Source organism: Pseudomonas mucidolens (genome assembly GCF_900106045.1).
In the GTDB taxonomy this organism is placed as follows: Bacteria; Pseudomonadota; Gammaproteobacteria; order Pseudomonadales; family Pseudomonadaceae; genus Aquipseudomonas; species Aquipseudomonas mucidolens.
Genome location: NZ_LT629802.1, coordinates 2,330,861 through 2,344,294, shown reverse-complemented (window position 1 = coordinate 2,344,294; position 13,434 = coordinate 2,330,861). Strand labels below are relative to the sequence as shown.

Below are 13,434 nucleotides of genomic sequence, written 5' to 3'. Positions count from 1 at the left end.
TATGGATTCAGTCTTGCGTGCGGCCGCCATTTACCTGGTGTTGATGATCCTGTTCAAAATCGGCGGCAGGCGTTCCATGGCGGAACTCACCACCTTCGACCTGGTGTTGTTGATGGTCATCGGTGAAGCGACCCAGCAGGCGTTATTGGGCGATGATTTCTCCTTGATCAACGCGACTTTGGTCATCGTCACGCTGATCGCTATCGATATTGGCTGTTCGCTGGTCAAGCAGCGTTCGAAGTGGTTTTCGCGTCTGCTCGACGGTGGACCGACCGTATTGGTCGAACATGGGCAGGTGCTCTACAAACGCTTGAAACAGGCGCGAGTGGATGAAGACGACATTCTTGAAGCGGCCCGATCCGGCCAGGGCATTATTGAGATCAAACAGATCAAGTTCGGGATCCTTGAGCGCAACGGAAAAATTTCAATCATTCCTTATGAGTCTGCCGATGACTCCATTCGGGACACTCGCGAAAAATTGCCGGAAAAGAGCGTCGGAGAGGGGCTCACCGACGATCAGCGGGTTTCCAGGGAAGGTGAGGGCGAGCAGGCACCGAACGATAAAGGGGCGCGGGTGAGGCCGGGCCCGGAAGATGAAAATCGCTTGAAACCCTGACCATACCTGGCGCCACAGCTTGTTTTGCAAACCCTTGGTCAGGGTACGGCGCACGCCGATGGAATTATTTCGTAGCGGGTTGTTCTCTCGTATTAGAGGCACAAAAGACGTCCAGCGATAAGCACTGGCAGCCGTCGATTGCCCGAATAGGAACATGCCGCTGGAGCCTGCTATGTCTGCATTGCCTGATTGCATTTACTGCCGGTTTTCTTCATGTGTACCCGGCGTGTGCTTGCCTGCCGATAGTCATTGGCGGCGGTGCCGGGTGAACCATCAAAGGAGCGTCTCATGACCGTCTTCCAAGCCCTGCAAGGTGCATCTGGCCAGTTGCAGGATGAGGGGCCATTGCTCAGCGTGTACCAGCGCTTACTCACCGAGTCTGATCCTGAATCCATGCAACTGGCGGTGGATTTTCTGCAGGCGCAACTGGATCTGGTCGGTGACGCCGAGGCCATGCAATTGCCGGAATCCCCGGATCAGTTAATGAACTGGGTCGAACACAACTGCGCCGCGGTTGCGCAGGAGTATGCGCAGTACCTGCAGGGTCGGCAGCAAGGCAATGGCCGTCGTTATTTTCAAGGCAAAGCTCACGCGCTGTACTTCCTGCAATGCGTGGCGCCGACCAAGCAAGTGGATGGCGCTTGGCTCTACGGCGTCCTCGCGCACTGGCGCGATTACCGCTACGACGGACTCTTGACCACCTATCTGGAAGAACTCGGCGATGGCGAGCCGGCGCAGAACCATGTCGCGATCTATCAACGTCTGCTGGCCGAGCAAGGCTGCGAAGGCGATTTCGACTGGCAAGATCAACACTTCCACCAAGGCGCGCTGCAATTGGCGCTCGGCCAGGGCGCCCACGCCTATATGCCGGAAATCCTCGGCTACAACCTGGGTTATGAACAACTGCCGCTGCACCTGCTTATTTGCGCCTACGAGCTCAGGGAGCTGGGCATCGATCCCTACTATTTCAGCTTGCATGTGACCATCGATAACGCCAGCAGCGGGCATGCGCGTCGGGCTGTGCAGGCAGTTCTCGAGTTGATGCCTCGCGGCATGGACGCAGCGGACTATTGGCAGCGGGTAGGGCGCGGATATCGCTTGAATGACCTCGGGGTGAGCTCGACCGCGGTGATTCAGGCGTTTGATCTGGAACGCGAACTGGTGGCGATGCTTGAACGCAAGCGCCCCTTCGCTCAGCACATGCATTCCGATTATTGCCGCTTCGAAGGCAAGAGCGTCAATCAGTGGCTGGCGCAGCCCGGCCAGATGCGCGGGTTTTTGCAGGCGCTGCAGGACAAGGGCTGGATCAAACGGCACCAGAATCCGCAAGACAGCCGTTTCTGGCAATTGATCGAAGGCGCGGGCGCCGCGATGTTTGGTGTGTTCAGCGGTTACGAAAAACAGTTGCTGCGCGATTGGATTGCGGGGGATTGGCACGAGGTAAAAAGCGCTACTCGCCGCCGTCCGGTGCAGCAGGTTGCGCAGGACGACCTGCCGGACGATCCGGAAACCCGAGCCCTTCGCAAGGCTCTGGCGCGGCAACCGGTCGAACAGCAGTTGGCCCTTCTGTCACCGTGGCTGGGTCCTCATCGCCATCACCGTCCCGCCGGCCTGTTCGCCACCCGACGTTTTATTGAACTGCGCGCAGGCATGCGCTGACCGACAAGGAAACCCGTGCATGGTCGACTCAACCCTGTGTTCCCCGCTCCCTGTGTCATCGGCCCAGTCGCGTGCCGATCAGGCGCTACTGCACCTTGGCCGTCGGCTGCAGGCGGACGGATACCGCTTCATTACACCCACGCCCTTGACGCACCATCGGGTCAATGCGCGTACGCACAACACTTCAGCCCGTGACATGCGCGGGATTTTCGGCTGGTCGCGTCCCTTCGACGCTGATGTGTTCGAGGCGGCCGAGTGGCTGGAGCTGCAACAGAGCGGAATCATCGTCAAGGCGCACGGACGTTGGCACAGCACTGTGCGCTGGTCGACTCTGGGCCCACTGCTGCTGGCGCATTCGGCGTTTCCCACCGATGACGCCGATTCTGTATTTTTTGGCCCCGACACCTACCGCTTCGCCAGCGTGATTGAGGAGTGCCTGCGCCAGCGCTTCGCACCGATCCGCCGCGCGGTGGACATCGGCTGCGGTTCGGGCGCCGGAGCCTTGCTGGTGGCGCGTGGCCGACCTGAAGCCGAGGTGCTGGCGGTGGACATCAACCCGCGGGCGCTGCGCCTGAGCGCGGTCAATGCGCAATTGGCCGAGGTGCGCAATGTCAGTGTTTACCACAGTGATGTGCTCGACAGCGTCGACGGCCGCTTTGACCTGATTCTGGCCAACCCGCCCTACATGAAGGACGGCCAGCAGCGAGCCTACCGTCACGGCGGCGGGGCGCTGGGTGAAGCACTGTCGTTGCGCATCCTGCAAGAGGCGCTGCCACGCCTTGAGCGCGATGGCACCTTACTGCTCTACACCGGCGTGGCGATGGTCGATGGCCGCGATCCGTTCCTGGAGGCCGCCCGCAGCGTGTTGACCGACGACGCCTTTGGCTGGACCTATCGCGAACTGGACCCCGACGTGTTCGGCGAGGAGCTGGAAAAACCCGGCTACGAGCGCGTCGAGCGCATCGCCGCTGTAGCCCTGACCGTTACACGTCTGAACTGATCGTCCATGGACGGTTTGCAGCGCTTCGGCATTGAAGAAGAGTATTTCATCACTGATCTGCTTAGCCGGAGCATGGTTGCCGAACCGTCCGCGCGAGTGCTGCAAGCCTGTCGCGCGGCGATTGGCGAAGGCTTTGCCTATGAAATGTTCCAGGGCCAGATTGAAGTGGCGTCACCGGTGTTCGACCAAGCCGCACAAGCCGTCGCTTATCTTGGCCGGGTGCGCCGTGACCTGAGCCAGGCGCTTGCCGAGTTCGGCCTGGGGTTTATCTGCAGCGGTACACATCCACTGGCCGACTGGCAGGCACAACGCGCTACGGACCAACCCCATGCCCAGCAGTTGTTCGAGGATTTTGCCCTCGTCGCGCAGCGCAGCGTGCTCAGCGGCCTGCACGTGCATGCGGAAATTGCGCCGGGTATCGACCGGATCGCGGTGATGAACGAGTTGTTGCCCTGGCTGCCGATGCTGCTGGCCTTGAGCGTTTCTTCGCCGTTGTGGCGGGGCCAGCCGAGCGGTTATTGCAGCTATCGGCAGACGGCCTGTGACGAATGGCCACGCATGGGCGTGCCCGAGTATCTGCCGGATGAGCGCAGCTTTCAGCATTACTTGGACGTGCTGAAACGCAGCGGCGCGGTAGCCAAGGATGCGAACATTTGGTGGGGCTGCCGTCCTTCGTCAAAGTACCCGACGCTGGAGCTGCGCATGACCGACGCCTGCCCCCGGCTGACGGACGCCCTGGTCCTGGCGGGGCTGTTTCGAGTGATGATCAGGCATGCGTGCCGGTTGCCGAGCCCCGGTAATCAATACAGCCTCGAGCACCATTGGTTGTTCAAGGAAAATCGTCTTCAAGCCCGGCGTTGGGGTTCCCATGGACGCTTCGTGCTGGCGCCCGATACGGCGGCGATTTCGCTCCAACAATGGCTGGCGTTGGCGGAGCAAAGGTTCGGTGAAACTGCTCGTGCATTGGGCGAGGAGGGTGTCTTTGCCCAGGCCCGGCAGTTGCTGCACGACGGAACCAGCGCCGAGCGTCAATTACGCTGTTTCGCGGCAGGCACCGCGCCTGCCCATGAGCGTTCGCAGGCGGTGGTTGACCTGCTGCTGGCAGAGAGTGGCGCCGGCTGAGGATCACTTGGGTTTTGAACTTTTCTACAGACCAAGCTTTCTTTACAGGAATCGAGTAGAAACAGGCTGCTTCGTGCAGGGAGAATGATCATGTCGGTTGTCGCTACCACCATCGATTACCTTAAACACCCTCGACTGGTACTCACGACTGCTGAGTCGTGTACCGCCGGGAACCGATTGTCTTGCCTGGGCCTTTCGTACCGGGCGAGGCTGCAGTGTATTCAGTCGAAAGGAACGCTGCATGGGGGGCGTGAGCACGTTCAACTCTCCGCGGCTATGCATGCCTTGCAGTGGTTGCCGCATTTTCACCAGCGTGCGATGGCGGGTGAACAGGGTTAGCCGGTCTTCGAGTTCAGCGAGGACCTCCGTACATGGGGAATATTCTTGGGTCCTGAAATCGCAAGGTAATTACCTGCGTACCTCAATTTTTTTAAAACGCTCAAAGCAAGCGTTCAATGGCAGAATCGCCTTAACTTGATCGTTTTGGAAACCACCATGCTGCGTGCATTTGAACGAAGGCTCGACCCTTTTCCCCCTGACCAGGCGCCACCGCCACCCGCCGGCCTGGTGCAATTCCTGTGGGCCTGCACGCGGGGCGCCCGTGGTTACATCCTTGCGCTGGCGCTACTCAGTGCCGGTGTATCGATTTACGAAGCCTGGCTGTTTGCCTTTCTCGGGCAGGTCGTTGACCTGCTTTCGACCTGGCAGGCTGGCGGGGATGCGGCGGCGCAGGAAAGTCGCGTGTTGTGGGGCATGGGCATCGTAATGGTGGCCAGTGTCGGGCTGGTGGCGTTGCGCACCATGGTGCAGCACCAAATATTGGCGATCAACTTGCCATTGCGGCTGCGCTGGGACTTCCATCGCCTGATGTTGCGGCAGAGTCTTTCGTTCTTTTCCGATGAGTTTTCCGGCCGAGTCACTACCAAGGTGATGCAGACGGCGCTAGCCGTGCGCGACGTGCTATTCACGTTTATCGAGATCGCCCCCGGAATCGGGGTGTATTTCGTCGCGATCATCGCACTGGCCGGCGGCTTCGCTTTGAAACTGATGCTGCCTTTCATTGCCTGGATCGTGTTGTTCGGGCTGGCCATGCTGTACTTCGTGCCTCGTCTGGGGAAGGTCGGGCAGGAACAAGCCAATGCGCGGTCGATGATGACCGGACGTATCTCGGACGCCTACACCAACATCACTACGGTGAAGCTGTTCTCGCACTCCAATCGTGAGGCGCACTTCGCACGTGCGGCGATGGAGGATTTCAAGCAAACCGGCTTTCGCCAGATGCGCCTGGTCAGCCAGTTCGAGATCGTCAACCAGGCGTTGGTGGTGGCGTTGATCATGGCAGCGGGTGGTTATGCTCTGTGGCTATGGCATCAGGGTGAGGTCGGTGCGGGTGCCGTGGCGGCAATCACGGCCATGGCGTTGCGTATCAACGGCATGTCGCACTGGATCATGTGGCAAATGACCTCGCTGTTCGAGAACATCGGCACCGTACAGGATGGCATGGCGACACTGACCCAGGGCACCAAGGTGCAGGATGCGCCGGACGCGGGCCTGTTGGTGACCTCGGGCGGCGCGGTAACCTTCGATAATGTGAGCTTCAATTACAATGGCGAACGTCAGGTCCTCGATGGCCTGAGCCTGAACATCCGCCCGGGTGAAAAAATCGGCCTGGTTGGCCGCTCGGGCGCCGGCAAATCCACACTTATCAATCTGCTGCTGCGCTTCTATGACGTAAACAGCGGGGAGATTCGCATCGATGGCCAAAATATCGCTCAAGTGACGCAAGAGAGTCTGCGCAGCTCCATCGGCATGGTCACGCAGGATACCTCCCTGCTGCACCGTTCAATTCGCGATAACATCGCTTACGGTCGTCCCGATGCGACCGATGCGCAAATCCGCAGCGCCGCGGCCAATGCCCAGGCCGATGAGTTCATCAACCAACTGAGCGACCGGCAAGGTCACACTGGCTACGACACCCTCGTGGGTGAGCGCGGCATCAAACTGTCGGGCGGCCAGCGCCAACGCGTCGCAATTGCCCGGGTGATGCTCAAGAACGCTCCGATCCTGCTTCTTGATGAAGCGACCAGCGCGCTGGATTCGGAAGTCGAAGTCGCTATTCAGGAAAACCTCGATGAAATGATGCAGGGCAAGACGGTGATCGCCATCGCCCATCGGCTGTCTACGATTGCGGCCATGGACCGGCTCATCGTGATGGACGAAGGACGCATTATTGAACAGGGTACCCACGCCGAATTGCTTGGAAAAAACGGCGTCTATGCGCAGTTGTGGCAGCATCAAAGCGGTGGATTCCTGGGCGAGGACAAGGGAGTGCTCGAGGTTATGGATCAGGCGTGAAACCCACTACGGGGTAGGCCCGACTAGTTGTTTTTGTGGCTGTTTTGAAAGTGGGTCGCAAGTTGTCAAGCACCTTTGAGATGAGTAAGCTGAACCCATGAACCAGCCATCAATACCATCGTCCGGCCTGCGTGGTCCTGCGGATCATGACATTCGAGACCAGATTATCGCGGCGGCCAACGAGCATTTCAGTCAATACGGTTACGCTAAAACCACGGTTTCTGATTTGGCAAAGGCCATCGGGTTCTCCAAGGCGTATATCTACAAATTCTTTGATTCCAAGCAGGCGATCGGTGAGGCCATCTGTACCCATTGCCTCGCCGAGATCACTTCGGCTGTGGAGCAGGCTATCAATGTAGAGGGTATCTCGCCGACGGAGCGCTTTCGACGCTTGGTCAAAACGTTAGTCAGCACCGGCGTGAACCTGTTTTTCAATGAGCGGAAACTCTACGATATAGCGGCCTTTTCCGCCTCGGAGCATTGGTTGAGTTCGCAAGTCTATGACGCGAAAATCAAAAGCTTTGTGCTGCAAATCGTGCGGGAGGGGCGTGAGGCAGGTGAGTTCGAACGCAAGACACCGCTGGACGAAACCGTAGAGTCAATACACTTCGCCTTGCGGCCATTCGTCAATCCTTTGCTATTACAGTACAGCCTTGACTTCGTCGAAGAGGCCCCGGCGCTTACCGCCAACCTCATCTTGCGTAGCCTCATGCCTTGAGTGGCTGCTGACGACGGCAAGTCGTGCCCAACTGCGAGTCATCGAATGACCACGGGGCGGGTTTCTGGGGGTTGCCAGCCACCACCGAGCGCTCTGAATGCCGCGATCGCTGCCCGTGCCGAGTCCGTTCGCGCTTGCGCTCGGGCATCCGATGCCTGCAGCAGCGTCTCGTCGGCATTCAGGACATCGATCAAGCTGGCGGTGCCTTTCTGATAAGCAATAAACGACGATTGGCGAGCCTGGGTCAGAGACGCTTCTCCCCTGGAGAGGGTAGTGACCTGGCTTTCGCGATTTGCCATGGCGGAGAAAGCGTTCTCGACATCCTCGGTGGCGCGTAACACCGACTGACGGTAAGCGGCAAGGGCTTCGGCTTCCTGGCCCTTGGCTTGCTCGATTTGCGCGTTGATGCGGGCAAAATCGAAGAATCGCCAGCGCAGGCCCAGGACGCCCGCCGTCTGGCTGGCGCCGCTGCTGAAAAGGTTACTGCTGGATACGGCCGTGGCACTCCCTAGCAATGCACTGAGGGAGAATTGCGGATAATACTCTGCGATTGCTTCCCCGATGCGCGCGTTCGAGGCCTCCAGGCGGCGCTCGGCCGCAATGATATCTGGCCGGCGGCGCAGCAGATCGGCAGGCGAGCCCATAGCCGTTATCTGTGGCGCGATGGGAATGCCTTGCGCATTGGCCAGTTGCGCACGGTGGGTACCTGGCGGCGTACCGAGCATCACATCCAGTGCGTTCATGGCGGCATCCAGTCCCATTCGCAGGGCCGGCACTGTTGCCTGGACCTGCGCCAGCGAACCCTCTGTCTGGCGAACCTGATAGTCGGCTGCAAGACCCTTGCTATAGAGCAATTGGACTTTCTCCAACAGGTCCTGTTGGGTTTTGACTTGTCGTTTCGCAATGACCAGCCGGGTCTGCAATCCGCGCGCAGTGACGTAAATATCGGCGGTTTGGGCTGCAACGGCCAACCGCGTGGCGCTGGCCCCTGCTTCGCTGGCCTGGTACTCGGCCCGTGCGGCCTCGCGTCCGCGTCGCAGTCCGCCAAAGAGGTCCACCTCCCAGCTGGCATCGAGGTTGAGCTCGTAGGCGTTTCCGTGCCGATCATAGCCGGGCGTTGAATTCAGCACCTGGCCAAGTGGCGTTTCAATTGACTGGTAGGCGCGTGTGGCTTGGCCGCTGACGTTACCTGAGGGCAGCAAGGCGGCATTTGCCGCACCCAGGCTTGCCCGTGCCTGCGCGACCCGCGCCGAAGCTTGAGCCAGGTCCAGGTTCTGCTCAAGCGCCCGGGTGATGAAGCGGCTTAGGGCTGGATCACCAAAGCCCTCCCACCAGGCTACCAAGTCGGCTGGCGTCGCTGCGGACCGTTGTCCCACAGAAGGCTGGCCCAAGTAACGAGCCGAAAGCGGAGCGTCCGGACGATGGTAGTCCGGACCGACCGCACAACCAGCCATCAAGCTGGCGCTCACCAAAAGAGCTGCGGGGCGCAGGGAAGGCATTGGAGTTCCTTGAAACGAACCTGAGTTGTGACCATATTACTTATTGGTCACACTCTGTCAATTGACGTTCATACGTTACGGTTAAAGATGACTGCGGATGTGCAAGTATACCGAAGGCGTATGGGCGAATCATAGCTCCTCGATTTGTGCTGTGGGGCGCATCAGTTATGTGACTGTTGACAGTAATGGTCACGAGCATGAGAATATGACTTCCATCATATTATTGAGTAGGGAACCTATGCTCCTGCTTCGACCTGTCATCATCGCCGGTTGCTTGTTGCCTCTCGTCCTGACGGCGTGTGGTGACTCTTCTATTGTGAAAGACCCGCGCACGCTTGCCCCCTTGGTGCGGGTCTCGGCAGTTCAGGATTCCTCCGACACCTTGCGTGCTTTCACCGGTGTGGTGGCGGCTCGGGTCCAGAGTGACCTGGGTTTCCGGGTCTCGGGCAAGGTCCTCGAGCGCCTGGTGGATGCCGGCCAGACGGTTAAACGCGGTCAAGCGTTGATGCGCCTAGATCCCGTTGATCTGGGGTTGCAGGCGCGAGCACAGCAAGAGGCGGTCGCAGCCGCCAAGGCCCGAGCCAAACAGACCGCAGATGACGAGGCGCGCTACCGTGACCTGGTGGCCGTCGGCGCTATTTCCGCCTCCGGCTACGACCAGATCAAAGCCGCAGCCGATACCGCGCAGGCGCAACTCAACGCCGCGCAAGCCCAGGCTGATGTGGCTCGTAACGCGACGGGCTATGCCGTGCTGCTGGCCGACGCTGATGGCGTAGTAATGGAGACGCTCGTTGAGCCCGGGCAAGTGGTTAGCCCTGGGCAGGTCGTGGTTCGACTGGCGCGGGCCGGGCAACGCGAGGCCATCGTACAACTGCCCGAGACGCTAAGACCTGCGGTAGGGACCACCGCGCAGGCGACGCTTTATGGCGACACCTCGGGTGCGGTCACCGCGAAGCTGAGGCTGCTTTCCGACTCGGCGGATCGCGTGACACGCACCTTTGAGGCGCGCTATGTGCTTGCGGGTGTGTTGGCGAATGCGCCGCTGGGATCGACCGTCACCCTGCGGATCGGCGAAAGCGGGACCCGGCGGCAGGTGCTGCAAGTGCCAATCGCTGCAGTGTATGACCCGGGCAACGGAGCTGGTGTGTGGGTCATTACCGGCGAGCCTGCGAAAGTCACCTGGCGACCCATCCAGGTCCTGGGCTTGAGCGACGACGGCGCGCGCGTCGCTGGCGATCTCAAGGTGGGTGAGCGGATTGTCGGGCTAGGCGCGCATTTGCTACGCGATGGCGAGGAGGTGAGGCTGGCTCAAAACGGTGATGTGAAGGTTGCCGGGGGCGATCAATGAGCCTCAATTTATCAGCGCTCGCCGTTCGCGAGCGTTCTATCACCGTGTTTCTGATCTTCCTGATCGCGGTCGCGGGCACCCTGGCGTTCTTCCAGCTTGGGCGCGCCGAGGATCCTCCGTTTACGGTCAAGCAATTGACCGTCATCACCGCATGGCCGGGCGCGACGGCCCAGGAGATGCAGGATCAGGTCGCCGAGCCACTGGAAAAACGCCTGCAAGAACTGAAATGGTATGACCGCACGGAGACCTACACCCGTCCCGGTCTCGCGTTCACCATGGTGTCGCTGGTCGATCGCACGCCACCCTCACAAGTGCAGGAGGAGTTCTATCAAGCGCGCAAGAAGCTCGACGATGAGGCCGCGAAGTTGCCAGCGGGTGTCATCGGGCCGATGGTCAACGACGAGTTTTCCGACGTGACCTTTGCATTGTTTGCGCTGAAAGCCAAAGGCGAGCCGCAGCGATTGCTGGTGCGAGATGCCGAAGCGCTGCGCCAGCGTCTATTACACGTGGCAGGCGTGAAGAAGGTCAACATCATCGGTGAGCAGGCCGAGCGCATCTTTGTGTCTTTCTCCCATGATCGGCTGGCCACTTTGGGTGTCTCGCCCCAGGATTTTTTTGCTGCGCTGAACGGCCAGAACCTGCTGACACCCGCCGGCTCTATCGAAACCAACGGTCCACAGGTCGTGCTGCGGATGGACGGTGCCTTCGATAAGTTGGAAAAAATCCGCGATACGCCCCTGGCGATACAGGGGCGGACGCTGAAGCTGTCGGACGTGGCGACGGTAGAGCGCGGCTACGAAGATCCGGCCACTTTCCTCGTGCGCAATGACGGCGAAGAGGCTCTGTTGCTGGGGATCGTGATGCGTGAGGGATGGAACGGGCTGGACCTGGGCAAGGCATTGGACGCCGAGACCAGCAAAATCAATCAAGGCATGCCGCTGGGCATGACGCTGACCAAGGTCACCGATCAATCGGTGAATATCGACTCGGCTGTCGGCGAGTTCATGGTCAAGTTCTTCGTCGCGTTGCTGGTGGTGATGCTTGTCTGTTTTCTCAGCATGGGCTGGCGGGTCGGTGTGGTGGTCGCGGCGGCGGTGCCGTTGACGCTGGCCGTGGTGTTTGTGGTCATGGCGGCCACCGGCAAGAACTTCGACCGCATTACCCTCGGCTCGCTGATCCTGGCGCTCGGGTTGCTGGTGGACGACGCGATCATCGCCATCGAGATGATGGTGGTGAAAATGGAGGAGGGCTACGACCGGATCAAAGCCTGCGCGTATGCGTGGAGCCATACCGCCGCCCCGATGCTGTCCGGAACGCTGGTAACGGCGATCGGTTTCATGCCCAACGGCTTCGCTCAATCCACCGCTGGTGAATACACCAGCAACATGTTCTGGATCGTCGGCATTGCCCTGATTGCCTCGTGGGTGGTCGCGGTGGCCTTCACTCCTTATCTGGGTGTGAAGCTGTTGCCGGACATCAAGCAGGTCGAGGGCGGTCACACCGCCATCTACAACACCTCGCATTACAACCGTTTTCGCCAGGTCCTGACGCGTGTCATTGCGCATAAATGGTGGGTGGCCGGTACCGTGATCGTGACGTTTGTGGTGGCGATTCTCGGCATGGGGCTGGTCAAGAAGCAGTTCTTCCCGACCTCGGACCGTCCGGAGGTGCTGGTCGAAGTGCAAATGCCCTATGGCACGTCTATCGAACAGACCAGCGCCACCACCGCCAGGGTCGAGGCCTGGCTGCAAAAGCAGGAAGAGGCAAAAATTGTCACCGCCTACGTCGGCCAAGGCGCGCCGCGCTTCTACCTGGCGATGGCGCCGGAACTCCCTGATCCATCGTTCGCCAAGATAGTGGTACTGACGGACAGCCAGGAGGCCCGTGAAACCCTCAAGTTCCGCCTTCGCGAAGCGGTCGCCGAAGGGCTCGCCCCGGAGGCGCGGGTGCGGGTGACCCAGTTGGTGTTTGGTCCTTATTCGCCATTTCCGGTTGCCTATCGGGTAATGGGGCCTGATCCGTCAACGTTGCGCGAAATTGCCGATCAGGTACGAGATGTCATGCAGGCTAGCCCGATGATGCGCACCGTCAATACCGACTGGGGCCCGCTGACGCCGGCGCTGCATTTAAATTTGGATCAGGATCGCTTGCAGGCGGTGGGCCTGACCTCGAATGCCGTCGCCCAGCAATTGCAGTTCCTGCTCACGGGGGTGGCGATCACCGCGGTTCGCGAGGACATCCGTTCGGTGCAAGTGGTCGGTCGTGCTGCCGGAGACATCCGTCTGGATCCGGCCAAGATACAAGGCTTTACGCTGGTGGGCGCGGCGGGGCAGCGTATCCCGCTGTCGCAGATCGGTGAGGTCGATGTGCGCATGGAGGACCCGATCCTGCGGCGGCGTGATCGCACGCCGACGATAACCGTACGTGGCGACATCGCTGAAAACTTGCAGCCACCGGATGTGTCGAGCGTGATCAGCAAGCAACTGCAGCCGGTCATTGACAGTCTCCCAGACGGCTATCGGATCGAGCAGGCCGGAGCCATCGAGGAGTCGGGCAAGGCCGGCAAGGCGATCGTGCCGCTGGTCCCGATCATGGTGGCGCTGACGCTGTTGATCATCATCGTCCAGGTACGTTCGATCTCGGCCATGATCATGGTGTTCTTCACCGCGCCGCTGGGATTGATTGGCGTGGTACCGACCTTGCTGATATTCCAGCAGCCATTCGGCATCAACGCGCTGGTCGGCCTGATCGCACTCTCGGGCATTCTGATGCGCAACACGCTGATTTTGATCGGGCAGATTCATCACAACACGCAAGAAGGGCTGGACCCGTTCCATGCGGTGATCGAGGCCACGGTACAGCGGGCGCGCCCGGTGCTGCTGACGGCGCTGGCGGCCATCCTCGCATTCATCCCGCTGACGCACTCGGTGTTCTGGGGGACGTTGGCCTACACGCTGATCGGCGGCACGTTCGTCGGCACCATCATGACGCTGGTGTTCCTGCCGGCGATGTATTCCATCTGGTTCAAGATCCGTCCCGACCAACAGGCTCGAACTGAAACAGCGGGGCTGGCGTAAGCCAGGCAAGCGCTGCTGTTAGTGGATGTTGATTGAGACA

General features: G+C 60.1%; 8 protein-coding genes and 1 pseudogene. 8 read left to right on the top strand and 1 reads right to left on the bottom strand.

The genetic code is table 11. From position 1 onward, the window contains the following. Position 1: 1 nt before the first annotated feature. From BLU75_RS10910 to BLU75_RS10880, 6 genes and pseudogenes are all read left to right on the top strand, one after another. Positions 2–442, top strand: a pseudogene (locus tag BLU75_RS10910) (DUF421 domain-containing protein); the annotation flags it as partial. Between the two features lie 462 nt (positions 443–904). Further along, positions 905–2,275, top strand: a complete 1,371-nt coding sequence (locus BLU75_RS10905; protein WP_084376582.1) for an iron-containing redox enzyme family protein — start codon at positions 905–907, stop codon at positions 2,273–2,275. Positions 2,276–2,294: 19 nt separating this feature from the next. Then, on the top strand, positions 2,295–3,275 hold the full coding sequence (locus BLU75_RS10900) for a methyltransferase (protein ID WP_084376583.1): 981 nt from the start codon (positions 2,295–2,297) through the stop codon (positions 3,273–3,275). 6 nt (positions 3,276–3,281) lie between these two features. Further along, a complete protein-coding gene (locus tag BLU75_RS10895) occupies positions 3,282–4,397 on the top strand; it encodes a carboxylate-amine ligase (protein ID WP_084376584.1) in 1,116 nt (371 codons plus the stop codon). A 495-nt stretch (positions 4,398–4,892) separates the two neighbouring features. Beyond that, positions 4,893–6,752, top strand: coding sequence for an ABC transporter ATP-binding protein (locus BLU75_RS10885; RefSeq protein WP_084376585.1), 1,860 nt, complete (start codon positions 4,893–4,895; stop codon positions 6,750–6,752). A gap of 97 nt (positions 6,753–6,849) precedes the next feature. Continuing rightward, positions 6,850–7,470 (top strand): TetR/AcrR family transcriptional regulator, encoded by a 621-nt coding sequence (locus BLU75_RS10880; protein WP_084376586.1) that lies wholly within the window; start codon positions 6,850–6,852, stop codon positions 7,468–7,470. Between the two features lie 38 nt (positions 7,471–7,508). Here the strand turns inward: BLU75_RS10880 and BLU75_RS10875 are convergent, their stop codons facing one another. After that, positions 7,509–8,969 (bottom strand): efflux transporter outer membrane subunit, encoded by a 1,461-nt coding sequence (locus tag BLU75_RS10875; RefSeq protein WP_084376587.1) that lies wholly within the window; start codon positions 8,967–8,969, stop codon positions 7,509–7,511. A 238-nt stretch (positions 8,970–9,207) separates the two neighbouring features. Here BLU75_RS10875 and BLU75_RS10870 point away from each other — a divergent pair, with 238 nt between their 5' ends. After that, a complete protein-coding gene (locus tag BLU75_RS10870) occupies positions 9,208–10,317 on the top strand; it encodes an efflux RND transporter periplasmic adaptor subunit (RefSeq protein WP_084376588.1) in 1,110 nt (369 codons plus the stop codon). After that, positions 10,314–13,394 (top strand): efflux RND transporter permease subunit, encoded by a 3,081-nt coding sequence (locus tag BLU75_RS10865; RefSeq protein WP_084376589.1) that lies wholly within the window; start codon positions 10,314–10,316, stop codon positions 13,392–13,394. Before BLU75_RS10870 ends, BLU75_RS10865 begins: the two co-directional genes overlap by 4 nt. Positions 13,395–13,434: the final 40 nt, after the last annotated feature.